At 61.8% G+C, this 21041-nt stretch carries 28 protein-coding genes; 1 reads left to right on the forward strand and 27 read right to left on the reverse strand.

The annotated features are described in order from the left end of the window. Positions 1-27: 27 nt before the first annotated feature. The 25 genes from D0T21_RS09470 to D0T21_RS09570 form a co-directional block, all read right to left on the reverse strand. Positions 28-474, reverse strand: a complete 447-nt coding sequence (locus D0T21_RS09470; RefSeq protein WP_116994351.1) for a hypothetical protein — start codon at positions 472-474, stop codon at positions 28-30. A gap of 54 nt (positions 475-528) precedes the next feature. Beyond that, positions 529-1827 carry a phage major capsid protein gene (locus D0T21_RS09475; protein ID WP_116994352.1) on the reverse strand — a complete coding sequence of 433 codons (1299 nt, stop codon included), beginning with the start codon at positions 1825-1827 and terminating at the stop codon, positions 529-531. Between the two features lie 146 nt (positions 1828-1973). After that, positions 1974-2933, reverse strand: coding sequence for a S49 family peptidase (locus tag D0T21_RS09480; RefSeq protein WP_229211424.1), 960 nt, complete (start codon positions 2931-2933; stop codon positions 1974-1976). Between the two features lie 74 nt (positions 2934-3007). Then, positions 3008-4588 carry a phage portal protein gene (locus D0T21_RS09485; RefSeq protein WP_116994354.1) on the reverse strand — a complete coding sequence of 527 codons (1581 nt, stop codon included), beginning with the start codon at positions 4586-4588 and terminating at the stop codon, positions 3008-3010. After that, positions 4589-4744: a hypothetical protein gene (locus tag D0T21_RS32035; RefSeq protein WP_158567989.1), complete on the reverse strand. Its 156-nt coding sequence runs from the start codon at positions 4742-4744 to the stop codon at positions 4589-4591. A 1-nt stretch (position 4745) separates the two neighbouring features. Further along, positions 4746-6449 (reverse strand): terminase large subunit, encoded by a 1704-nt coding sequence (locus tag D0T21_RS09490; RefSeq protein ID WP_116994355.1) that lies wholly within the window; start codon positions 6447-6449, stop codon positions 4746-4748. Between the two features lie 8 nt (positions 6450-6457). Next, positions 6458-6955, reverse strand: a complete 498-nt coding sequence (locus tag D0T21_RS09495) for a phage terminase small subunit P27 family (protein WP_116994356.1) — start codon at positions 6953-6955, stop codon at positions 6458-6460. Positions 6956-7185: 230 nt separating this feature from the next. Further along, the gene (locus D0T21_RS31635; RefSeq protein WP_147328068.1) at positions 7186-7725 is read right to left on the reverse strand and encodes a hypothetical protein; all 540 of its coding nucleotides are present in this window, start codon (positions 7723-7725) and stop codon (positions 7186-7188) included. Beyond that, complete coding sequence (locus D0T21_RS32195) at positions 7722-8126, reverse strand: HNH endonuclease (protein WP_199539631.1); 405 nt, start codon at positions 8124-8126, stop codon at positions 7722-7724. The genes D0T21_RS31635 and D0T21_RS32195 overlap by 4 nt, the downstream gene beginning before the upstream one ends. 22 nt (positions 8127-8148) lie before the next feature. Beyond that, positions 8149-9867, reverse strand: a complete 1719-nt coding sequence (locus tag D0T21_RS09505) for a hypothetical protein (protein ID WP_147328069.1) — start codon at positions 9865-9867, stop codon at positions 8149-8151. Between the two features lie 9 nt (positions 9868-9876). Beyond that, on the reverse strand, positions 9877-10101 hold the full coding sequence (locus D0T21_RS31640; protein WP_158567990.1) for a hypothetical protein: 225 nt from the start codon (positions 10099-10101) through the stop codon (positions 9877-9879). Between the two features lie 180 nt (positions 10102-10281). Continuing rightward, a complete protein-coding gene (locus D0T21_RS32200) occupies positions 10282-10446 on the reverse strand; it encodes a hypothetical protein (protein WP_199539632.1) in 165 nt (54 codons plus the stop codon). A gap of 33 nt (positions 10447-10479) precedes the next feature. After that, on the reverse strand, positions 10480-10812 hold the full coding sequence (locus D0T21_RS09510; protein WP_199539633.1) for a hypothetical protein: 333 nt from the start codon (positions 10810-10812) through the stop codon (positions 10480-10482). 109 nt (positions 10813-10921) lie between these two features. Continuing rightward, positions 10922-11338 carry a hypothetical protein gene (locus D0T21_RS09515; RefSeq protein ID WP_116994359.1) on the reverse strand — a complete coding sequence of 139 codons (417 nt, stop codon included), beginning with the start codon at positions 11336-11338 and terminating at the stop codon, positions 10922-10924. A 260-nt stretch (positions 11339-11598) separates the two neighbouring features. Then, on the reverse strand, positions 11599-11937 hold the full coding sequence (locus D0T21_RS09520; protein WP_147328071.1) for a hypothetical protein: 339 nt from the start codon (positions 11935-11937) through the stop codon (positions 11599-11601). 236 nt (positions 11938-12173) lie between these two features. After that, entirely contained in the window at positions 12174-12755 is a 582-nt protein-coding gene (locus D0T21_RS09525; RefSeq protein ID WP_199539634.1) for a hypothetical protein, read from the reverse strand. Then, the gene (locus D0T21_RS09530; protein ID WP_116994361.1) at positions 12752-13009 is read right to left on the reverse strand and encodes a hypothetical protein; all 258 of its coding nucleotides are present in this window, start codon (positions 13007-13009) and stop codon (positions 12752-12754) included. The genes D0T21_RS09525 and D0T21_RS09530 overlap by 4 nt, the downstream gene beginning before the upstream one ends. Then, complete coding sequence (locus D0T21_RS32205; protein ID WP_199539635.1) at positions 13006-13569, reverse strand: dATP/dGTP diphosphohydrolase domain-containing protein; 564 nt, start codon at positions 13567-13569, stop codon at positions 13006-13008. Before D0T21_RS32205 ends, D0T21_RS09530 begins: the two co-directional genes overlap by 4 nt. Before the next feature lie 72 nt (positions 13570-13641). Beyond that, positions 13642-14718, reverse strand: coding sequence for a site-specific integrase (locus tag D0T21_RS09540; RefSeq protein WP_116994362.1), 1077 nt, complete (start codon positions 14716-14718; stop codon positions 13642-13644). Positions 14719-14794: 76 nt separating this feature from the next. Further along, complete coding sequence (locus D0T21_RS09545; RefSeq protein WP_229211425.1) at positions 14795-15568, reverse strand: ATP-binding protein; 774 nt, start codon at positions 15566-15568, stop codon at positions 14795-14797. Beyond that, positions 15555-16400, reverse strand: a complete 846-nt coding sequence (locus D0T21_RS09550; protein ID WP_116994363.1) for a hypothetical protein — start codon at positions 16398-16400, stop codon at positions 15555-15557. The genes D0T21_RS09545 and D0T21_RS09550 overlap by 14 nt, the downstream gene beginning before the upstream one ends. Continuing rightward, positions 16390-16722, reverse strand: a complete 333-nt coding sequence (locus tag D0T21_RS09555) for a hypothetical protein (protein WP_147328072.1) — start codon at positions 16720-16722, stop codon at positions 16390-16392. Before D0T21_RS09555 ends, D0T21_RS09550 begins: the two co-directional genes overlap by 11 nt. A 65-nt stretch (positions 16723-16787) precedes the next feature. Beyond that, on the reverse strand, positions 16788-17174 hold the full coding sequence (locus tag D0T21_RS09560) for a hypothetical protein (protein WP_116994365.1): 387 nt from the start codon (positions 17172-17174) through the stop codon (positions 16788-16790). Positions 17175-17309: 135 nt separating this feature from the next. Further along, positions 17310-17609, reverse strand: coding sequence for a DUF1064 domain-containing protein (locus D0T21_RS09565; protein ID WP_229211426.1), 300 nt, complete (start codon positions 17607-17609; stop codon positions 17310-17312). A gap of 50 nt (positions 17610-17659) precedes the next feature. Continuing rightward, on the reverse strand, positions 17660-18094 hold the full coding sequence (locus D0T21_RS09570; RefSeq protein ID WP_116994366.1) for a hypothetical protein: 435 nt from the start codon (positions 18092-18094) through the stop codon (positions 17660-17662). Positions 18095-18127: 33 nt separating this feature from the next. Here D0T21_RS09570 and D0T21_RS09575 point away from each other — a divergent pair, with 33 nt between their 5' ends. Next, a complete protein-coding gene (locus D0T21_RS09575; protein WP_116994367.1) occupies positions 18128-18439 on the forward strand; it encodes a hypothetical protein in 312 nt (103 codons plus the stop codon). A 5-nt stretch (positions 18440-18444) separates the two neighbouring features. Here the strand turns inward: D0T21_RS09575 and D0T21_RS09580 are convergent, their stop codons facing one another. Beyond that, positions 18445-20673 (reverse strand): DNA cytosine methyltransferase, encoded by a 2229-nt coding sequence (locus D0T21_RS09580; RefSeq protein WP_116994368.1) that lies wholly within the window; start codon positions 20671-20673, stop codon positions 18445-18447. Further along, entirely contained in the window at positions 20670-21020 is a 351-nt protein-coding gene (locus D0T21_RS09585) for a hypothetical protein (protein ID WP_147328073.1), read from the reverse strand. Before D0T21_RS09585 ends, D0T21_RS09580 begins: the two co-directional genes overlap by 4 nt. Positions 21021-21041 lie beyond the last annotated feature (21 nt).

Raw genomic sequence — 21041 nt, forward strand, 5'->3', positions numbered from 1 at the left:
CGCCCGGCCGGAGCCGGGCGCGTGTTGTTACACCAACTGAGCGACGGCAGCCTGGTTCAGCGCGGAGGCGGGCAGGAAGCGCGCGTTGTTGCCGATCAGTGCAGCATTGAAGATCGAGGCGGCCGTACCGACGGTGACCGACAGGGCCACGTAGGTGAAACCATTGTTGACGTCCAGGTCTTCCCCGCGGACCTCGATCATGGCCTGCTTGTTGTCGCCGGTGGCTTTGACGATTTGGGTGATCGCCTTGCCGGTGATGTCCTTGGCGCCAGTTCCCGACGAATCGGTAGCCTGGCGCAGCTTGGCATCGATGGTTGCCGATGCGCCAAGCACGCCGGTCTGGATCAGGGCAGCGATGGAATGGAAGTTCGCCATCGAAACCCAGCCGGAAACAACAGTGCTTGCGGCAACGCTGGCAGGGTCCAAGGTCGCCAGGATGGCGACGCGCTCGTTAAACTTGGTGTTCGGATTCATGTCTATTCCTTGTGGAGTTGGATGCGAACGGGCAGCACTGCCGCCCGGTTACAATTAGCGGGCGCCCAGGGTGACGAAGTAGCTCCGGGTATTGGTGCTCTTACCGGTAGGCGGGGTGATCGGCGCGCCCATGATCGGCTGACCGTCCATGCGGAAAATGAAGCGGAAGGCGGTCGCGTTGGCGTCGAAGAACAGGTGCATCGACGTATCGGTCTGGATGCCACCGGCCTTGGTGATGGTGCGGTAGCCGGACAGCGCGATCAGAGACAGGTCGGACTGCGCGCTGAAAGCGGCAGCATGCTCCGACAGGATCACTGGGCGACCGTTCAGCGTGCCGTCGTAGGCCTCGCGCAGGCCGGTACCAGGTGGCAGGAAGATCGGCAGATTTCCGATGGTCATGCCTTCCAAGGCCGGCAGGATGTCGGGGTTTCCGATCCAGATCGCATTCTTCAGCTCGCCAGTCTTCAGGCGGCTGCGCATCTTGGAGATGTTCGGCTGCAACAGCGTGCCGGTGCCCTGGCCGGTTTCCTTTGCCACCACAACCAGCGAGTTGCTGTTCATACAGCCGTAAGGCTGTCCGCCGCCGGTGCCGAACAAGATCGACTCGTTCGCTTTCCACATGATGTGGTCGCTGGCCAGCGGCGACAGATAGCTGCCGAGAGCGGGAGCATCATCCATCAGCTCGTTGGTGACCGGGATCAGCACCATCAGTTCTTTCAGGCGCAGCATTTCAGTGCCCAGCGCCATCTTGCTCTGGTTGCCGGCGGTCGCTTCGCCCTTCCAGTAAGCCTGGACGCCAGCGCCGCCCCAAGGGGTGGTTTCATCCTTCGGGAACACCATCGAGTTACCGGAAACTTCGGTGTTCGCGGTCATCGGGATCAGCGAGCCCTCGCCGAGCGAAAGGCGCCAGATCTCTTTCGAGAACTCGGCGGGGATCAGGAAGCCGCCATCGGCGCCCGTGCCTTCGTTGCCGAAGGTGGTCGGTGCGGCAGCGCCGATCAGCAGGCGTCGGTCGACGGCCTGGCCTGTGGATGCAGCCAGAGCCGCGCCGCGCACCGCCTTGAAGAACTCGCCGGCGGACTTGAAGCCGGCCTTCGGATCGGAAGACGCGTTGTCGGTCACGCTGATGCGCGCATTGTCCGCGATTTGCACGCCGTCCGACACGTCGGCAGCTGCCAGCTCCTGGGCGCGCGCGATACGGGCATCGTAGCCGGATGCCTCGGACATCGCCGCGTCATACGCCGCTTGCTCGTCAGCATTCAGGTCGCGGTCAGCCGCGGCCGCTACGTCGTTGATGCCCTTGGCCTTAGCAACCGCAGCCGCTTTTTTCTGTTGCAGGATACGAATGGTCATGGTTTTCTTTCTCAGAAATGAAAAAACCCGCTCGGTGGCGGGTCCTGGGTTGCTGCTGGGTTGCACAAATCGACCGATGGGCCGGGACGCCGCCGATCGATGGACCGGCAGCGGCGGGCCTGTGCTGGCCCAAAAAAGGTAGGAAATTAGAGGCCGGCCAACTCCAGTGCGCGCCGGCGTGCCGCGGCGCGGGCGGCATGTGCTGCTGGCGCGCCGGAAGGCGCAACAGGATCATCGGCAGCTACCGGCGCGGCCGGGGCTTGAATCTCAGCCGCAACCGGCAACGCCACATCGTCAGCGCGCGCGCCAGCGGTGCCCTTGATCGCTTTCTGCATTTTCTTGATGACGTCGTCCATGGTGCAGATTCCGTCGACCATGCCGGCGGCCAGCGCATCGGCGGCCAATAGGCAACGTCCCTGCCCCATTCCGTCGCGAACCGACGCCACCGGCGCGCCGCGGCCCTTGGCCACTGCCGAGGTGAACGACTGATAGTAGGAATTGACCTGACTTTGCAGGAAGCTAAGCGCCTCGTCATCAAGCGGGCCCAGGCTGTTTCCCTCGACCTTGTACTTGCCGGCCGAGATGTAATTGACCTTGTAGCCCTCGGCATCCAGCGCGGCCGACTCGTCGACGTGCTGCATGTAGACGCCAATGCTGCCGGCCTGGCCACCGGGCGTGATGAACAGCTGCTCGCACTGGCTGCCAGTCCAGTAGGCGGCCGAGGCGCACAGCGAGTTCACGAAGCCGTAGATCGGCTTGGTGCCGCGTGCGCTCATGATTTCTGCCGCCAGCTCGGCGGTGCCAAATACCGAGCCGCCAGGCGAGTCGATGTCGATGATGATGCCGCTAATCGAGTCGTCGGCCAGCGCAGCGCGCAACGATTGGGTGAAAGCTTGCGTCGACGTGCCGCCGGCGCCAGAGATATCATCGACCATCGATGCGCGCTGGCTCATGACGCCATAGAGCGACAACACGGCAATGCCGCCGCCGACATTCGCTGTCGCCTTGGCGCGGGCGCCGCGCGCGGCCTGCGCCGCCTCGACTTCAGCCATGACTTCAGGCGAGGCCGGCTGTCCGGCGGACCACCGGCGCAATACGCCAGACATGGTTGCCAGGTAGTTCTGGTCCAGCGCCCAAGGCTGCGAAGCCAGGGCGGAAAGAATGAGGGAGCCGCGCATATTTATCCTTTGAGTGCGAGTCGTTCGAGTTTGCAGCGGGCGATTTCTGCCAATTCATCACTGCTGACCGCGCAGACAATTGCGATTTGCTCATCGCAATATGCCTTCACGCTTTCCATGCTCACGCCAAGCGCCGCTGAAACGAATGGGGCATGTGCGGCATAGGCGCGCGCCAGCGCATCCGGTCCGCCGGAGCTGTAGGCCTTGGTGGCGATCTCCACCTCGCGGCGCGCGATGCGTTCGGCGGCGGCGCCGGCCAGCGCGAGCAGTCGGTCATCCGGAAATGAAAAACCCGCCGAAGCGGGTTTCTTTGATTTACTATCCTCCGGCGGATTATCCGACGGCGCGTTGGGATTCGCGTTGGCCGGGAGCTCATCGTCGTCCAGTACATTCGTGTCTTCCTCTTCAGCGGCGCTGTCGGCGATCATGTTCAGCGGGCGCAGCGGCTCATCCAACCCATCAAGAGGGTTATCTCCCTCCATCAGGCGCGCCTCGTTGCGCGTCATCGAACCATTCATGATCCGGGTATTGATATAGATGCCGCGCGCTGCGGAGTCGCCGCGCAGCAAGGAGATGGTTGGGAATTCGACCTGCAACGTATCGTCGTCCGGGTCAAGGAAGTTGTACCGAATCGCTTCTTCCCAGCACACGAGCCAGGGCGTCAACGAGTGGATGACAAAATCGATGCTCTGCTGCTCGATGTTGGAGAAGGTTGCCTTTTCCAGGTCACCTATCATATGGGGCGGCACACCGAAGAGCCGCGCAATATCCGATATGGAATATTTCCGGTACTCGATAAACTGAGCATCCCCGTTCTTGATCGGCACACCCGGATGGAATTTCAGGCCGTATTCGAGTACCGCTATCTTCCCCTTGTTCTTTCCGCCCTGCTGCTCTTGCCATGATTCCGACCACAGACGGCGAGCCTCTGTGTCTTTAAAGTTCCCGGGGTGCTCGATCCAGCCACCTGTCGGCGAGGCGTCATTCTGGAAATATCGCGTGCCGTAGTTCTGCGCGGCGATAGCGCCAGCCAAGGCGTTGCGGGCCAACTGGATAGGGCTATATCCAAGGATTCCATCCCCGGAAATACCCTTCAAGTGAAACATATCCTGCCGCGCTACCGGCGTTGTGGTTCCATCATTGTTCTGGATGCGGTAGCGCCAGTTGGTATCGCCCAGCAGCTCAATAGTCACGCGGTCGGGATGGATCGGGATCAGGTCGGTGACTTCGCCACGGCCATTGCCGAAGATGCGCGCAAAGGCGTTTCCGCGCAGAGTGAGGTGGCCTTGCATCATCGCCCGGAATTCCGCCGGGTTCTGAAAGTCGTTTGGACGCTTGGCGAACAGCTTATAGAGCCAATGCTTGGTAATTTTTTTCTTTCCGCCGTTGTCCATTTGTTCATAAAGAACGAACGGGAGCGTCATAACCGCATTCGCGAGCACGCGCACGCAGCCATAGACTGCGGTCAGCTGCAGGGAAGAGTCGGCCGTCACATTCATACCGTTGAACGGCACTGGATTGAACCAGAAGCCGCCCCATGGCGAGCGATCGCCGCTGTCGGCGCTGGGTGCGGATAGGAACATTTAGCCCTTCCGGGACAGGAAAGCGGCGGTCAGCGTCAGGCCGATGACCAGTCCCCCGACGACAACCAAGGCGGCCGGCACACTGACCATGCTGACGCCGCCGCCGATCAGCGCCAGGCCGGCGGCCATCGAAGCGTTATAGGTAATTGCATTCATGTCATACCACCAATAAAGTGTAATCGTCAGGCATCTGCGGAGTTCCATCGCCGGACATCGCACGGCCGATACCCATGATCGCCGCCACAATGCCGTCGATCTTCTGCTCAGGCTTTTCCTTGCGCGGGTAGATGTTGTCCTTGGCATCGAGCTTCGCGACGACGTTGGACGCCATCCAGGTCAGCATCGGATTGCCGTCGTGGTGCAGGCGGCCGGCCTTGACCGCGCTTTCCAGCTCCTTCATCGGCAGGCTCATGTTCTGGACCGTCTGGCGGAACTCCACCAACTCGGCGCCGTCCTTCATCAGCTGCTGCGCCATGTGCGCGGCGCGCCAGGGATCGAAAGCGACCTCGATCGGCTGGTACGTGGTCAGCTGGGCCTCGGTGTGTTCGCGGATCAGGTCGTAATCGATCTCGGCGCCGTCGTGCTGCTCGAGGAAGCCTTCGATCACCCACTTGCGGTAGGCATCCCGGTTTTTCGGGTCGTTCTCGATTGCGTTCTCAGGCAGGAAGTATTTGCCGAAAAGATAATAGTGATCCTTGCCGTCGATCCGCTTCTTGAAAACCTGCATGACCACGCAGACGTCCGACGTGCTGGCTAGATCCAGCGTGAGCCAGTTCTCGCAGCCAGCGAACTGCTCCGGCCGCAGCGTGTAATCCGCGCAGCGGTTCCAGTCGAGGATGTTCAGCCAGGCCGACTTCGCCGAGCACCATACGTTCAGGTGCTTGGTCTTGAACCGGGTTTGCTTGGCGGCGCTGTTCACCGCCTGGCGCTGCTGGCTCAGCAGGTACTCGGCATCGACCGAGACGCCCATATTCGGGTTCGCCTTGCGCAGCGCCTTCGGATCGTCCCAGGCGTCGCCGTCGTCGATCGTGTACATGATGGCGAAGAGCTCGTCCTCGACCATCACGCCCTGCAGCACCTTCTTGCAATCCGTCTCCTGGTCGTAGCACGGGCCGGCGATGTTGAAACCGGCCGTCGTGATCTCAACCATCAGCGGCTGGTCGCGGGAGCCCATGCCGGTCTCCATCGTGTCGACCAGGTCGGACGTGTCATGTTCGTGGTATTCGTCCACGATCGCGCAGGACGGCGAAGAACCGTCGCCCGGCTTGCCGATGACCGGCTCGAACCGGCTGCCGTCTTCCGGCGTAACCAGCATTTTGGCCCAGACCTCGGCGCCGATCAGCTCGCGTAGCTCCGGCGTGCGCTCCACCATCTGCTTGGCCGGGCGGAACACCTCCCAGGCCTGCTTCTCGGTGGTCGCGCCCGAATAGACCTCGGCGCCGAACTCACCGTCGGCGGCGAACATGTACAGCCCGACACCGGCAGCGATGATCGACTTGCCGTTCTTCCGCGGCACGGCGATGTATGCCTTGCGAAAGCGGCGACGGCCGCATTTCGTCTTCTTGACCCGATGCTTCCAGCCGAACAGCACGCAGAAGATGAACGACTGCCACGGCTGGAGAACGATCAACTGCTTCTTCTGCCCCCACTTACCCTTCGTGTGCGGCAGCATCTCGATGAACTGACAGACTAATTCGGCCGCGTCCGGGTCGTATATGAATTTCGCGCGCTGCGACTTGTTGGCTACCAGGTCGTCCAGGTGACGTTTGCACGCCAGTTGCACCCATGTGCACGCCAATATCTTGCCGGCGACGACATCCCGCGCATATTTGTTGGCTGCATTGACGTGTGGGTGTTCCATGCGCTACCTCATTCAGCACCCTTCTTCTTGATGAGTTTGGCGAATGGGTTATCTTCCTTTTTTTTGCCAACACCAGTAAGACGAGCTCGGCTGCCGGGGTCCAGGCCCAGCATCGCGCCGAAGGTCGCAAACTGCCTGGCCGATTCGTTGATCACGGTGAGAGCTGGGTTCTTGATCGGACCGCCGGTTGCACCCTCGACCACAACACCATTTTTTGCCACGTCGATGGCGGCCATCCGCCAATTACCATATGCCATGCAGAACGCTTCAACGTTATGCAGATCTGTCACCTGCAGGATTTTTTGCTTGCACAGCAGCGGGGTGACGCGAAGCCACATGTCTCGGGCGGTACCGACAATCCACTCCGGCGGATCGATGTTGACCACCATCCCGAAATCGGGTTCGTCGTCATTGAGCGCTCGCTTCCCCGGATTGCCGGCGGCCTTCTTCCGGGCGGTCGGCTTGGCTTTTCGACCACGCCCCGGAATAGTTGCAATTCCGCTCATAAACGTCCTTGCCTTACTGATTTCCTCTGAGAAACCGTTTTAACTTTTAATTTCGCGGAAATAAAAAAAAGCTTGCATGGCCGGTCTTTTCGACGGTCTGCCGCAGGGATTTGCATCCCCCTCCCCCTCTGGGAATGCCCAGCATGCCATCCGCAAGGCTCACCACGCATCGATCACGACCAAGCGCGCCGCCTGAGCAGCTTACGGAACAAACACGTCCAAACAGCGTTCTATGGCTCTGGCTGGGCCGTGACTTCGGTAATCGTTTTGGTCGTGATGACTATCGCCCCGCCTGGCTGCACATCGGCCACGCGGAACCACCTTCCCTCTGGCTGCACGGTGAGCATGTGCGTAAGTGCTTCGCCACTGATCGGATGACCATCCACCGTTACCACGTCACGTGAGTCATCGATCTGGATTCGGCGAGACAGCTTTGGGTGCTGCTTCTCCCACTCGGATACCAGGCGCGGATCATGCCGTGCCGGCGGCGGCACTGGCGGTGGTGGCACGCGCTGCATCTCCGGAATGCTGATGCCCCAGCCGAGGACGCGGGCACGTGTGTCGTGTGGGCTGGACTTCAGCGGCTTGCATTCGGCTACGGGAGGCGGTGGATTCCGAAGCGGAGGAACTTGCCCCAACCGGGGCCAAACCACGGCCGGGATGTGCGCAGCGCAATGGCGGCAGGTTCTGGCTGAGGCGATGTCTGCCTCGAACCCATGCACCACCCATTCGTGTCCGACGATCATGCACTTGATACGTTTGAGGTTCATCTGTCCGCCTTTTCTTCCGCCTGCTTCACGCTGTCGTGGCAAGGCTTGCACAACGACTGCCAGTTGTTCTCGCTATCCCAGAACAGCGCCTTGGCCCTTGCGATCCTCGCCTCATCACCGCTGTCGAGCGCTTCCTTCAGCTTGTGAGCGATGATGTGATCGACCACGTTGGCCGCCTGCACTCGGCCGGCACGCATGCAGTACACGCACAGTGGGTACTTGCGCAGCCATGCAGCCCTGGCCTTGGTCCAGGCGCTGGTGTAGCCACGCTCCTGAGCCGTGCCGCGCTGCTCGTCCTCGTCCTTGCGCTTGGCCTTCAGGTGCTTGTCGCAGTAGCCAGGCTCTGCGATGGTCTTGCCGCAGCCTGCTTGGCGGCAGATGGACTTAGGGCGCGGCGGCACAGCTAGCCAACGCTGTGATCGGTCAGGCGCACAGCGGTACCATCGCCGAGGCCAGCAGCGCATCACACGCAGGCGTCAGGTGCAGACCGTCCGCGTAGTAGGCAGTGTTGGCAGGCGCAGCCAGCGGCGAATACTGCAGCGGGTCCAGAATCGCATTGCACCCCATGCCGGCAGGCCCAGCAGCAGCGACCAGCCCGCGCAAGATTGGTAACTGGGTATTGACGGAGTTCGTAGTGCTGGTGGTGGCGAGCTCGTTGATCAGCACCACGCGCCATCCGGCTGACTTCAATGGCGCCAGACTGGCCTGTATCGATGCGACCATCTGCGCTGGGGTGGCGCCGGCTGAGCCATCATTCACGCTGGCCAAATAGAACACTGTATTCTTGACGTTCGGGTTGAACATCGAGACGATGGTCGGGATCTGGTTCGCCAAGATCTGGGCATTGGTGTAGCCGCCGTTCCCCATGCCGATCACACGCGCGACCTTGCCGAGACGAGATGCGAGCTGGAGCGCAAGCGAGTCGAAGCGCTTGTTCGTTGGCTGAGCGGACGAGGTGCGGCTGTCGCCGCAGAGCACGATCTGGTCGAGCGCTTGCGGGCGGATATCGAAACGGGCGTAGGATGCCTGGCGCAGGCGGGCCTGCTGCGTGGTGCTCAGCGCGACATTGGCCACGGCGAACGCCACCATGCGGTGTGAGCCAACCTGGTCGTTAGCTGACGGGTCGTAGGTGAACAACCAGCCGCTGGTGTAGACCGCGGTGTCGTTGGTGGTCGTCGCGACGCCCACGCTCTCGTTGACCGACAGGTAAGTATTCGCAGTTGCAGAGACGGTGACGACTACGGATGGCTGCGAGTCAACGAACTGATCCGGAGAATGGTTGCATTTTGCAAACCCGCGCCAGACGTTGAACTTGCCGTTGACGCCAGCTATCGCGCTGCAGAAGCGGCGGTCTGCGGTCGTTGCATTCGTGTTGTCGCCCAGGGCATACAGAGCTGGCAGGCCGTTGCTGGCCGAGGAGACACCGCGACCAATGGTGAGCGTGCTGTAGGCATTTCCGACAACGCCGTAGCCCGAGCTAAGCGCGCCGGTGGTGATGACGCCGACCGGCGCCTTCAGCGTGCGTGGTGCGCCAGCGTATGGGCCATTCGTCGCCAGGCAATAGCGACCGAGGGCGTCGTCGAAGGTCACATACGGCGCTGGGTACGAGGCAGACTTGACGTAGTGGTTGCCGGCGCCAGACTGGTCGTAGAGTTTGGTGCAGGTGACGTCGGTGCCGGCGTCAGCCTGCGCAATCGCGCTCTGCAAGGCGATCACATCAATCTCACCCGAGGCCAGGATATTGATCGTGAAGGTCGTCGGCGTCGTAGCGATGGTCACGCTGATGTCGACCGCCGCGCCGGTGTAGCCCGCCTTCATGGCGACGAAGCCGCCGGCGAAGATCGTATTGGTGGTGCCGACGATGTCGGTGAAGCATCCGCCGGGGACTGGCAACTCGCCCCAAGCCGCCGACGTGGCGTCCGGTGCCGCGACTGGCTGCCAGATCTTGCCGAGTGCCTGCCAGATGGAAGAAGACGTGAAACCACGTGCTGCGTGGTCCGTCACATCAGGTGGCCGCGCCAGTGTACGTTGCGCGAGCGCATAGGTCTTATTGGATGGTCCTACCAGGCTTGTTCCGTCTGAAGAAACCCGCGCCAAGCCGGCCGCAATAGCTTCCTGAACGATGGCCGCAATTTTTCGCATTTGTGGGCCTTATGCGTATGCCAAGCTGGTGCGGTTATCCCAGACGTTGTCATAGCCAACATCGCCGTCGGCGTACTTAAACGTTTGCGCAGTGCCGCTGACACTCATGCGCTGGATTTGCCATGCAGCTGCCGAAGTAGCAGTGCCAGGTGAGGCATTGCCAAAGTACGTATTGCCATCGCCATTCGCATCGACAATCTGGACGTTTGCGGCGTCGAATGTTGGACCGGGCATGTAGACCTCAAATAAAAAAGCCCCGCGATCTTTCGAAGGCGAGGCGAAGGCCGACGCTTGTGGCGTCGGCGGAGACACTTAAATTCGTGAGCGCGTTTCGTGCGCAGCCCGGCATGCCTTAACTTGGGCGCCTGCATGCACCAACGGCGGATGAACGCGCGGGATTGCGCGCCGCTACCGTCATTCTGGGTCGGTCTGATCCGGACGGCGATTCTGCGGCAGCATGAACCAGCCGAGCTGCCTGCGGATTTCATCGCCGGTTGGTGGCGGGTCCAGCGGTGCATGCGTGCGACGCTCCATGTACTCGCGCACCGTCTCTTTCGTCGGGTGGGTCGTATTGGTCATGGATACCTCGCGAGTAGCTGGGCTGCGTTCTGGTTATTTCCCGGCGGGTCGCTTGTCGAGGCCCTGTTCAGCGAGTACCGCCGCGACGTCGTCGACGTGCAGGCAGTCGCACATGCAGGCGTAGTCGTTGGGCGGCTGAACCACCGCGATATTGCCGTTGCAGTAGTCGTTGCCCGGCGTTGCGCTGTGCAGCACGCCGTAGGAGACGACCTTGCCGCCTTCCAGCCTCACGATCTTGTCGCCATTCTTTGCCTCGCGGCCATTGCGGTAGTGCATGTCGATTACCTCGTTTGATTGGCGGAGCGCCGCCAGAATAGAAAAAGCCACCGCAAGGGTGGCTTCGGGCTGCTCCAGAGCTATCTGCAAAGTGAGCTAAATCGGTAGAGTCAATTTTTCAGACTACCAAAACTGAGGCTATTTTCGCCCAAAGTGTAAAGGCATGTCACGGCCTATTTTGTCTAAGCTGGCCTTTACACTAATTCGGAGGTGTCGGCGACTCTGGTTCGACCGCAACCGTCGCAGTGACGTGCGCCTTCTTCAAGCTCTGCGCCAGAATAAAAGCCCTGCGCGCGAACGACTTCACACGGTTGTAGTAGGTCGGGCGGCTGATACCCAATTTGTCAGCCAAGCGCTTCACGTTGTCGGCCTGCTCCACATAGAACAGGTTGAAGCACACCATCGCATCGCGGTGATCCTTCATGTCGGCCAGCGTGTGAATCGCCATATTGAAGAACTGCATGTCCGGGTCGAGCCGCGCATTCGGCGGCAGGCCAGTCTTACTGGGCTGCATCGCCGCCAGTGCCGACTTGCCACCAGGCGCTATGTAGTAGCGGCGCGTGTAGCACCAATGCACCCAGTCCAAGCAGTATTGATTCAGCAGGCGATCATCCATGGGCGCGCTCCGGTTGTAAAGCCAAAGGTTAACACAGCAAAATCAAAAATGAATTGGTGAAACGTACAACTATCGCCATTTCTTATTCACCTTTGGTGGCCTGGGTTTCTTTCGCACCGGCTTCACTTTCTCGGCCGCCATCTGCACACTTTGCGCAGGGTCGCGGTAGGCTGCTGCCGGCAGCGCGCGGCTCGGCTCGGGGGCGCGGCGCGCTGGCGCCAGCAGGACGGCCAAGTACTCCTCCGGAGACATCGGCGCGCTCATACCCGCAGCACTCCGGTCCGGTCGAACTCGGCCAGCGCCGCCGACGCCGCGCGGCTGATGTCGACGTTCGGCACCGCCCGCAGGTAGACCATCGTCTTACCGATGCCGTCGCGCAGCACCCGCATCTCGTCACCATTGACACCGAACTTGCCCAGGCGCTGCGCCCGCGCCTGAATCTCGGCGATAGCCTGGACCATGTCGTTGGCGATCGGTAGAATCTCGTGGCCGTCAGGTGCAATGCGACGCACCATGTCGGCGTTCGATAGCAGGTCGTAGATATGCTGCTCGTCCAGGTGAGCCATGCCCAGCGCTACGCTGGCCTGAAAGCCAGGCATCTCGAAGGCAATGGCCTTGCGCATGCCGAGCGGCAGTACGCAGGGCTTCGGCCGGTATGCCTTCCGAGGTTTCTTTGTTTTAGCCATCTGTCCAATCTCCTGAAATTGCAGTTCACATACCAATTACCGATGATTCATAATAATCATGGAGTGGCGTACCTAAAGGCGATATACGAAGTCGCTCGCCACTTTCTCGCCATGAGGTCGCATTTTTACGTGAGGCACTCATATCGCATTCATGAAGAGCTGGCCTTGGATTGGCGCTGTCTTACGGTCCCAGAAGGCATGCGAAGGCCGTGAATCTTTGCGCCCGGCCGGCCGGCGCGGTCGCAGATGACATCCATGGCCTCGGCCATCCGTGTCCACCAGGCCGATGTACCGATCTTGGCGTACTCGCCCGAGCTGCCGAGGCAGATGCGCGGCCAGCCTGCGACCAGCCGATCAAGGCGCTCCAGCGATTCGTGCAGGTGCCATACTGGCGCGCCTACGTGTGGCGCCGACTCGCGCCAAGGCCATTCGTCCAGCAGCGCGTCGTTCGCCGCTTCATCGCCGTCGATCACATCAGGGATGACCGCGAAATCGAAGTTCGGGTACCGGTGCAACTCAGCGATCCACTCGTAGTACTCGGACCAGTCGAGCACCGGCGCGCCGCTGCGCCAGGCCGAGAACGCGCCGTTATCGAGCGCGAACGACTGCGCTACTTCCAGCGCGATGGTCAACTGCTCCGGGTGACGGAACGACACGAAGGCATGGCCGGAGCTGACCGCGCGCACGGCAGCTGTCGCAGGCGTGATCGGCAAGCCGTGATAATGAATCATCTCGCACTCCGTGTGAGGGCGGATGCTGCTGCCTGCGCCATGTGGTGCAATTTTGCGTTGAACCAACGGCGGATGCAGTAGGAGCGCACTACGCTAATCACCGTGTAGACGAGCCCCAAAGCGAGGTTGGCGCCGGCCGTGATGTGGAAGCCGAAAAGCGGGAAGATGAACATGTTGGCAGTGAAGTTGATCGAGAAGCCGACCACCACGTTGATGAGGGACTCAATCAGCGAGCCGAGGCGGGTTTGGTTCATGGTTGCAGTTCCTTCACTGGGCGGTCGTCGCCGACCTGGTAAGTTTGGGTGTACAGCGTGAGCATGCGGAGATTACACATCGCGTGCGCGAGGTGCGGCAGCCCTGATTCGGGATCGCACTCTTCGCCGCGCTGCCAGGCGGCTATGTGGCGCATCGCGCAAGCGAATGGGATCGACCAGGCCATGCCCTTCGTCCAGTTCCACGCCGCATACTTCGCACGGCCGTATTCCCAGACGCGCGCCTCGTCTTCCAAGGTGCACAGCGGGATCAGCGCAAAATCAGGCTTGCCACCATTGAAGCGCGCGCCGGAACCTTTCTCCTGGCTGAGCACGTCGCCGACGCCGGTCGACGCCGTGCGTGGGTACTGCAGCGCAGACAGCAGGTCCGGTGGTATGCCGCTGCTGACGGCCGGCGCCGACGCTTCAGCTCGCGCCCGGCGCATATCGTTTATGCTGAAGTCGCCGGACATCAAGCCAGTGACGCATGCAGTGACGCCGGCGGCAACAGCGTGGCGCGCCAGTTGCGCGCGCTCATCGAAAGTACTGTTTTTCTTGGTCATATTGCATTCCATTCAAAGTCTAATTTCTGTGAAAATTCCGCCAAAAGCCCAAATACCGATGACTGATGATAATCATCGAAGTGAGGATTCATGCGGGGTTGCGGCCGGTCGTTCGCCACTTTCTCGCCGGGACGAAAATCCAATCTTCTCGGCGATGTCGTGCTGCGCGTGCACGGCGGTGTCGAGATCCTTCTCCAGGTAGGCCATGGTGGTCATCGGGCTTTTGTGCCGCATTACCTTCTGGATCGTTTGGATTGGCACGCCGGCCTCCGACAGCATCGTCGCGAAGGTGCCGCGCAGCCGGTGCGGCGTGATGCCCTTGGTGGCGCATGCCGCGTTCGCCTGCAGCATCACAGTCCGAGCGAAGCCTGGCGGATGCTGGCGCCCGTTGCGCTTGGCCGCGATCAAGCCATCGGCCTTTCGATGCGGGGCCAGGTGCTCGGCAAGCCAATCCGGCAGCGGCACCGGCTCGGCCTCACGGCCTTTGGTCACACCCGGCGTGTACGTCGCGCGCTGCCAATCGATCCACTCCCAGCGCGCGCCCGCCGCCTCGCCCTCCCTCAGCCCCAAGCCGAACATCATCCGGATGGCGGTCGCCGCCGACGGTTCGCCGCGGGCGGCGACATCGACGGCGACGAACCATGCCTTGGCGACGTCGACCGGCAGGATGGAGCGAGGTCGCTTTTGCAGCTTGAGCATCTTCACGCGCCACGGAAGCGCCGGGATGATTTCGCGCTTGACCGCCCAGTTGGCCAGCAACTTCAGGATCCGCAACCAGTGGTTCGCCGATGCCGGCTTGTGCGTGGCGAGGTGAGTGTTGCGCGCCAGCTCGACCAGCTGGGTCGTGATCAGGTTGACGGGAAGTTCGCCCAGGTCGTAGAGGTGTAGCCTATTGAACGTGTCCACGCTGCGCAGGTGAGCGTGGCTTGCGACCTGTTTATGGACCGCCAGCCACGCGATGGCGAGCTCCCGCAAGGTGGGTATGGGCTTTCCTCCTTGCGCGACTCTGACGGCCTCCTCATAAGCCCTGAGGGCCACTGTATCGGCCTTCCCCTTCGCCCGTTCCCTGGTGCTGCGCTGGCGCCGGATATTATCGATCTGAAAGCGGTAGTGCCAAGTTCCCTCGACTTTGAAAAGTGCGTAGCTCATGTGAGGTTGCCGATCGCTTGAACAGGGCCGCGCTTATGCGCGCAAAAAATGACGGCAAGATGGATGGATGGGCGCATCAAGCAGCCCTCCGAGCGCGGTAAGATTCCCAGTTACAAACCACCAGTCGACCTCCGCCCTCGCGTAGCCGGTCAAACGCCCGGGCGCCAAGGTAGCCTTCCAGTTCCGCCACCGCCAAGTTGCTGATGACGATAGTCGGCCTGGTCGCCTCGTAGCGGCCGTTGATGATGTCGAATAGAATCAGCTTCTCGGTATCGCTGCCGAACTGCACACCCACCTCGTCAAGGATTAGCAGGTCGGGCTCGACCAGGTCGCGCAGCGCCTGCGCCTCCTTCTTCGTAGAGGTGCGCTCCCACGTTTCCTTGATCGATCCTACTGCGCTGCGCACCGAGGCAAAAATGGCCTGCCCCCCTTGCTCCAGCACTTGGTGTGCGATGCCGACCGCGAGGTGCGTCTTGCCGGTCCCGACATCGCCCACGAAGATCAAACAGGTGCCGGCCTTGCGCACCGCTGGGAAGCTGGCAGCGTAGCGCTTGGCGATCAGCAGTGCCTGCTCCGCCTCCGCGCACAGCGGGTCGTAGTTCCCAAGGTGCTTGTCGGCGAAGCGCGGCGGGATAGCGGCGCGCCCCAGCTTGGCATTCCAGGCCCGGGCCGACAGCTCCTTGCGCCATGCCTCACGTTCTCCGGCCATGGCGGCATTTTCGGCTGCCAAGTCGCAGGCGACGCAGTTCGACCATGTGCCGTGGATCAGCATCGAAACATACTCGCCGTGCTGCGTGCAGGTCTGCGCCACCGCACTCACATACCGCTTCGGGCTTTCAGAATTGTCCATCGGGGCCAACTCCCTTACTGTAATCCTGCTTGCCAAAGTTTCCATGGTGTTGTCCTTTCGGCGGAGAGCCGCGTTTCATCGTCAGTTGGTCCCATTTGTCGCGCAACTTCGCCGGCGACAGGACATTCGAGCACCAGAACGAATCGCTCTGCGCCCACTGGAACAGCTCGCAGATCTGGGTGTGCGTCCGCATATCGCGTTCCCGCAGCAGGCGGACATCGTCCGACCAATTATCGAAGTTCGGTGCCCGAGCTGCAGCGTTATTCGCCAAGACCCGGCTGAAGAGCCAGCGGGCGCACTTTTCGTCATCTGGCGTCCAGCGGTGCGTGGGCGTCGTGTCAGTCGCCCCGGGCGGGACGACTATTGCCGCCTCGGCAGGGCTTATCCCAGACGAGGTTTTAGTGTCTTTATCTTCTCTTCTCTTCTCTTCTCTAGGTAACGCCGGGGTAACGCTGTCAGCGTTAGTTTTAGCGTTACCTTTAGCGTTAGTTTTGTGTGAAGAGACACGTTTTGCGGTCTGACACCGCGCTTTTGCAGTCTTTCCGTTGTGCCAGCCGAAATTCGGCAGGCTGACACCCCCATCGTTTTGCACCAGCCAACCGACGTCACACATCGCTTTCGCGAACCCGCTAACGCCGCACACGTTATCCAGTAACGCCAAGGTAACGCTCTGAGCGTTACCATCAACAGTTTGCTGATCAAACCATCGCCAGATTTTGAGCAGCTTCCCAACAACCAGGTCCGGGTCAGGCCACCCCAGCGCGACAGCAATACCGAAGACCTCGCGCTTCTCTGGTGTATTCGCCTCAAATTTAAGCCAGTCACCTGCCATGGCGGGCCTCCGTGCATTTGGGCATGAACAGCGCGGCCGCCCAGTTATGCGGTGTGCTGGCGGCCTTCTTGGCGTAGTACTTCGCGCTGCGGCGCGCCTGCGCGACATCGGCGCGGCCGTCTGCCTTGGCGTTGCGACGAGACCGTTTGCTGCACTGAGCGCCAGTGAACGGCTTAAGGCGGCAAAGTGCATCAGCACCAGGGCCAAGCACATGAATAGGCTGGAAGCCGCCCGACCCCTCGCATCGTCTCCAGCTACCAATGTGTGTCTCGCCGGCGGCGCGCATGATGCGAATCCAGCGCTTGACTGTGGTCTCAGTCATGCCGGAAGCGGCCATAACTTCAGGTACGGTACCTGGCATGGCAGCGGTGACCTTGGCTTTATATCCTACGGGTGGCATGATGCAACCTCGATTCCAAGTCGAGCGCACTCCGCGCTATACTCAAGCCAAGTTTCGACCGGCGCGCCGTCCTTCACGATTACTTCGCCGTTTTTATCTCGCTTCGGTCCGCGAACCATAACCACCGCATCGCGGACATGGCCGGGGTCGGTGAGCAACCAATCGCGGCAGAAGTGAGGCGTATCCAACTCGGGGCTGATCTTCACGCGGCGTGTAGAGTCTGCATACATCTGCTCGGCCAGCGCATCGCGCCTTCCCGTCCACTCCTCAAGCGTCAGATTGCGCTTACCCTCATGGGTTGGCACCTTCCTTGCGGCAGCAGCTTTGCAGACGGTGCGGCTAATTCCAAATACGCAGAAGGCACCCATAGTCATGCCCCCCCCCAATTGATCTCGGCGACGGCGCGCCGAAGAATGCTTTCGAAATCCAATAGAATCTTAGTATTCATATATGTCCTCATGCTTGTGTGATAGAGGCCTTGACCGGTTGCCGCCGGCCGGGGCTTCGCTTCAAAATTCTTCGATCTTCCAGCCGCCGCCATCCTTCTTGGACTGCACCTGCACCGCGATGAACTGAATTGGGTACATGTCGGCCGCGATCTTGATCTTGGCGCGCGCGTCGTCTTCCCAGTCGCCCTTGACTTCGTGCGCCTCCAGGGCACCGCTGGCGAGCATCACCGCGAAGTCGGGCGTGTAGAACGTGTTGTCCGCCAGGCGGAACTTCAGCCCCTCGAACTTGAACCACAGCACCTCACCGGCGGCGCGACGCAGTTCCAGCGTGGCGGCGTAGGCGGCTTCCGTCCTGTTCATTACGCCCACCGTTAGACGGCCAAGCGCCTGCAACTGCTTTTGCATCGCCATCAGCAGTCCTCGGTCGCGCGGCGTACGCCGGCAGAATTCAGGCCGGCAAGCTTGCACCCAGCCTTCGTCGCGTGGAAATAGGCTTGGTTCTCGCCTTCATGGCCAGCGCACATGAAGCCGGCGGCGACCAGGCGGCGCATCGCTTCCTCGGCCGCGCCACCGCGCCCAGCGCAGTAGTAGTTGCGGAAGCCCCACTTCGACTGCGGACGGTGCGACGTGGCACCCAGGGCGTGCTTCAGCTTCTCGATATCCCCCTCATGCAGCGTGGCTACGCGGTCGGCCAGTTGGCAGGCAACGCACTTCCCGTGCTGGGCCAGCTGCTTGGCGAAGGCGCGGTTGCCGCAGGCGCAGCGCTTGGGGATCAGCACCGGCGGCGCCGATGCGTTGATGTTGACCTGGTGGTGGCGGTCGACCTGATTCAGGGTGTAATGCATGGTATATTTGCCTTTCTAATAACTGGAGGCGATATGTTTTTTAACTGCAAAACAAGCCATGGCCTAGCGCTGGCGACGGTGAACAACACCGACGTAGGTGTCGTTGTTCGAATCGAGTGGCAACCGCAGCAGAGCCACGGCGCTACTCACCAGATCGAATACAAATTCGAGCCACCGCTGCCGCCAGACTTCAACAGCGAGACAACGCAGGAACGCTACGCGCATGCCGCTCTTTCGCATTTCGATCGAACAGATGCGCTGATGGCTGGCGAAAAACAGTACTGCCGGGTAGACCAACTGGAAGTGAATGGCGCGCTCCGATTGGTCGGCGCGGCGCAGCAGTAGCGCTTTCAAGCTACCCTCGCAATCTCACGCTCGTGCATGAAGTTCGCGTGGATCAGCGCCCGCGCCATCGGCGGGCACACGCTGTTGCCGCACATGCGCACCTGCGCTGATTTGGTCAGCGGCACGCGCGGCAGGTCCAACGGATTACCCTCGGCTTGGTGACCGTCCACGAACAGCAGCTTCGGATCTGGGATTTCGCGGATGACGTAGTCGGCCGGGAAGCCCTGGGCGCGGTACAACTCAGCCGGCTCCAGCATGCGCAGGCCGATATCAACGATCACGTAGTCCACGCCCTGGATGGTCACCAAACCGTAGCGGTCCTTGGTTGTCACCGTATGCAGCGGCTCTTCGAGGCGCGGGTCCTGGTCGGTGCCGTAGTACTTCACCAGGAAGGCGCGCACTTCAGCGTGGTGCTGGCCTCCGGCGCTGACCGTGTGCAGCGGCTCGTCCATGCTGGCCGTGCTGCTGGTACCGCGGAGTTTGACCAGGCTGCTGGTCACGATTGCGCCGGGGACACCGCTGGCCGTGACCGTATTGAGCGGCTGCTCGACATCGCGGATGCCGTGGCTGAAGCGCTTGCCGCCGGCTGTGCCCTCTCCGTGTCCCATATGGACCAGGTTCGCGGTGACGATACCCAGCGCGTGCGGCGCGCCGGCCGGGTTCTCCTTCGGCCCTGCGGTGATCGTCGGCACCGGCAAGTTCATGTCGCTGCCCGTGGCGCCGGTGCGGAACTTCGTGATATGGGCCGTGACCAGGGCGGTATCGCCCTTAGCCGTGATAGTAGCCGCCGGCTCATCGGCGCCGCGCGGACGGCTTTCCCCGGCACGCCCGCCGACGCCAACCAGCGTCGCGGAGACGGCGCTGAAGTGGCCGCCCTTCACCTGGGCGCAGATGGTGCGCAGCGGCTCGTTCGCAGGCATCACGCGCTGATTGCTGCCGTTGGCGTGTTCGTTCAGGAACGCGGTCACCAGCGCCGCCTTGCTGGCGCCAGCAACCACCGTGCCCAGCGGCTTCTCGATGTCGAGCGCGCGCGGCGCTTGGCCATCGCGCTCACCGTACCCGGTCTGCACCATCGTCGCCACGGCCAGCGCCTTCTCACGCTCTACATAGCTCACGTGCCCGGAGGTGATTTCTCCGCATTTCGGGCATGGCATGTCGAGCGCCCCTTGGAATGTCTCACCACAGTTGCATGAGATTACCGGGACCAGAGTGGCCGTCGCTAGCGCCTTCTCGCCGCGCTGCGCGCTGGTGATGGTGCGAAACGGCTCATTCACCGATTCGCTGCGATCCCCGCCCTGGTGCGTTACTGGCACGATGCTTGGCACGACGACGGCACGATGGTTCTCAGTGGTCAGGGTGCCAAACGGCTGGGCCGACGAAACCGGCTTGCCGGAGTAGATTGGACCGCCCTGCCCCACGATGAACGGCGCGGCCGAGTCCACCACATAGCGCATGATGCCCTTGGCGATGCGGCGCATGGTCGCCTCGGCCAGCGGGCGCTTGCGCTCAAAGATGCTCGGGCAACGGATCGACCAATCGATGCACTCGGCGGCTGTGCGCCATGGAGCCAGGTTCCCAGCCAGCACACCGGCCGACGTCGGCGCACCGTTGGTGGGAGCCGGCCAGCGGATCGGCAGACCGTCGCGGCGCGCCACGAGGAAGAAGCGCTTGCGGATCGTGGGAGTGTCGTAGTCGCTGGCGCGAAGCTCCTTGTGGTCGACCTTGTAGCCGTGGCCGCGCAGCTGACGCAGGAAGCTCTCGAAGGTCTTGCCCTTCTTTGCGGGGTCGGGGCGGAAGTTGCCCTCGGCGTCCACCAGCAGCGGCCCCCAGGTCTTGAATTCCTCGACGTTTTCCAACATGATCACGCGCGGCTTACACTTCGCCGCCCAGCGCAGCGTCACCCAGGCCAGGCCGCGAATGTTCTTCGCCACCGGCGTGCCGCCCTTGGCCTTGCTGAAGTGTTTGCAGTCCGGCGACAGCCAGACCAGGCCGACCGGCTGGTTGTTCGTCACCTTGATCGGATCGACGTCCCAAACGCTCTCGCAAAGGTGCCTCGTGTGCGGGTGGTTCACGGCGTGCAGCGCCAGCGCTTCGGGGTCGTGGTTGATCGCGATATCCACCGGTCGGCCGAAAGCCTCCTCCAGTCCTGTGCTGGTCCCCCCGCCACCGGCGAAGTTGTCGATGATGAGTTCGTGGCCAAGGTCCAGCGACATGGTGAAGTCATCGCGCCTCATGCGTGCGCTCCCGCTGCCGGGCCGAACAACGCAGCGACCAAACCATCGCGGAACGGCTTGAAGCGGTGCATGGGCGGCTGGTAGTGGGTATCGTCCTGCATGACATGCAGATGTCGCGAGGGGTCTTTCTCTGCCCGCTCCAGCAGAGTGCCGTAGCGCGTCCGATTGCGCGGTATGGGTTTCTGCGCCTTCAGGTCGGCGATGAAAGTCTCGATGCGCTGGATATCGGTGGTCAGGTGGTAGATCGGAGCGCGCGGGCCGACGTTGCCGGCGGTGGACTCGTGCGCTGCAACCAGGTCGGCATGGCGCAAGTCGCGCATGTAGTTCTTGGAGCCTGCGTGCGTCATGCCTAAGAAGTCAGCGGCCTG

Source organism: Duganella sp. BJB476, assembly GCF_003416895.1.
Taxonomy (GTDB): domain Bacteria; phylum Pseudomonadota; class Gammaproteobacteria; order Burkholderiales; family Burkholderiaceae_D; genus Rugamonas.

Coding starts and splice junctions, on each gene's coding strand:
- D0T21_RS09470 (WP_116994351.1), bottom strand. CDS start 474: ATGAATCCGAACACCAAGTTTAACGAGCGCGTCGCCATCCTGGCGACC.
- D0T21_RS09475 (WP_116994352.1), bottom strand. CDS start 1,827: ATGACCATTCGTATCCTGCAACAGAAAAAAGCGGCTGCGGTTGCTAAG.
- D0T21_RS09480 (WP_229211424.1), bottom strand. CDS start 2,933: ATGTCTGGCGTATTGCGCCGGTGGTCCGCCGGACAGCCGGCCTCGCCT.
- D0T21_RS09485 (WP_116994354.1), bottom strand. CDS start 4,588: ATGTTCCTATCCGCACCCAGCGCCGACAGCGGCGATCGCTCGCCATGG.
- D0T21_RS32035 (WP_158567989.1), bottom strand. CDS start 4,744: ATGAATGCAATTACCTATAACGCTTCGATGGCCGCCGGCCTGGCGCTG.
- D0T21_RS09490 (WP_116994355.1), bottom strand. CDS start 6,449: ATGGAACACCCACACGTCAATGCAGCCAACAAATATGCGCGGGATGTC.
- D0T21_RS09495 (WP_116994356.1), bottom strand. CDS start 6,955: ATGAGCGGAATTGCAACTATTCCGGGGCGTGGTCGAAAAGCCAAGCCG.
- D0T21_RS31635 (WP_147328068.1), bottom strand. CDS start 7,725: ATGAACCTCAAACGTATCAAGTGCATGATCGTCGGACACGAATGGGTG.
- D0T21_RS09505 (WP_147328069.1), bottom strand. CDS start 9,867: ATGCGAAAAATTGCGGCCATCGTTCAGGAAGCTATTGCGGCCGGCTTG.
- D0T21_RS31640 (WP_158567990.1), bottom strand. CDS start 10,101: ATGCCCGGTCCAACATTCGACGCCGCAAACGTCCAGATTGTCGATGCG.
- D0T21_RS32200 (WP_199539632.1), bottom strand. CDS start 10,446: ATGACCAATACGACCCACCCGACGAAAGAGACGGTGCGCGAGTACATG.
- D0T21_RS09515 (WP_116994359.1), bottom strand. CDS start 11,338: ATGGATGATCGCCTGCTGAATCAATACTGCTTGGACTGGGTGCATTGG.
- D0T21_RS09520 (WP_147328071.1), bottom strand. CDS start 11,937: ATGCCTGGCTTTCAGGCCAGCGTAGCGCTGGGCATGGCTCACCTGGAC.
- D0T21_RS09525 (WP_199539634.1), bottom strand. CDS start 12,755: ATGATTCATTATCACGGCTTGCCGATCACGCCTGCGACAGCTGCCGTG.
- D0T21_RS09530 (WP_116994361.1), bottom strand. CDS start 13,009: ATGAACCAAACCCGCCTCGGCTCGCTGATTGAGTCCCTCATCAACGTG.
- D0T21_RS32205 (WP_199539635.1), bottom strand. CDS start 13,569: ATGACCAAGAAAAACAGTACTTTCGATGAGCGCGCGCAACTGGCGCGC.
- D0T21_RS09540 (WP_116994362.1), bottom strand. CDS start 14,718: ATGAGCTACGCACTTTTCAAAGTCGAGGGAACTTGGCACTACCGCTTT.
- D0T21_RS09545 (WP_229211425.1), bottom strand. CDS start 15,568: ATGGACAATTCTGAAAGCCCGAAGCGGTATGTGAGTGCGGTGGCGCAG.
- D0T21_RS09550 (WP_116994363.1), bottom strand. CDS start 16,400: ATGGCAGGTGACTGGCTTAAATTTGAGGCGAATACACCAGAGAAGCGC.
- D0T21_RS09555 (WP_147328072.1), bottom strand. CDS start 16,722: ATGACTGAGACCACAGTCAAGCGCTGGATTCGCATCATGCGCGCCGCC.
- D0T21_RS09560 (WP_116994365.1), bottom strand. CDS start 17,174: ATGACTATGGGTGCCTTCTGCGTATTTGGAATTAGCCGCACCGTCTGC.
- D0T21_RS09565 (WP_229211426.1), bottom strand. CDS start 17,609: ATGAACAGGACGGAAGCCGCCTACGCCGCCACGCTGGAACTGCGTCGC.
- D0T21_RS09570 (WP_116994366.1), bottom strand. CDS start 18,094: ATGCATTACACCCTGAATCAGGTCGACCGCCACCACCAGGTCAACATC.
- D0T21_RS09575 (WP_116994367.1), top strand. CDS start 18,128: ATGTTTTTTAACTGCAAAACAAGCCATGGCCTAGCGCTGGCGACGGTG.
- D0T21_RS09580 (WP_116994368.1), bottom strand. CDS start 20,673: ATGAGGCGCGATGACTTCACCATGTCGCTGGACCTTGGCCACGAACTC.
- D0T21_RS09585 (WP_147328073.1), bottom strand. CDS start 21,020: ATGACGCACGCAGGCTCCAAGAACTACATGCGCGACTTGCGCCATGCC.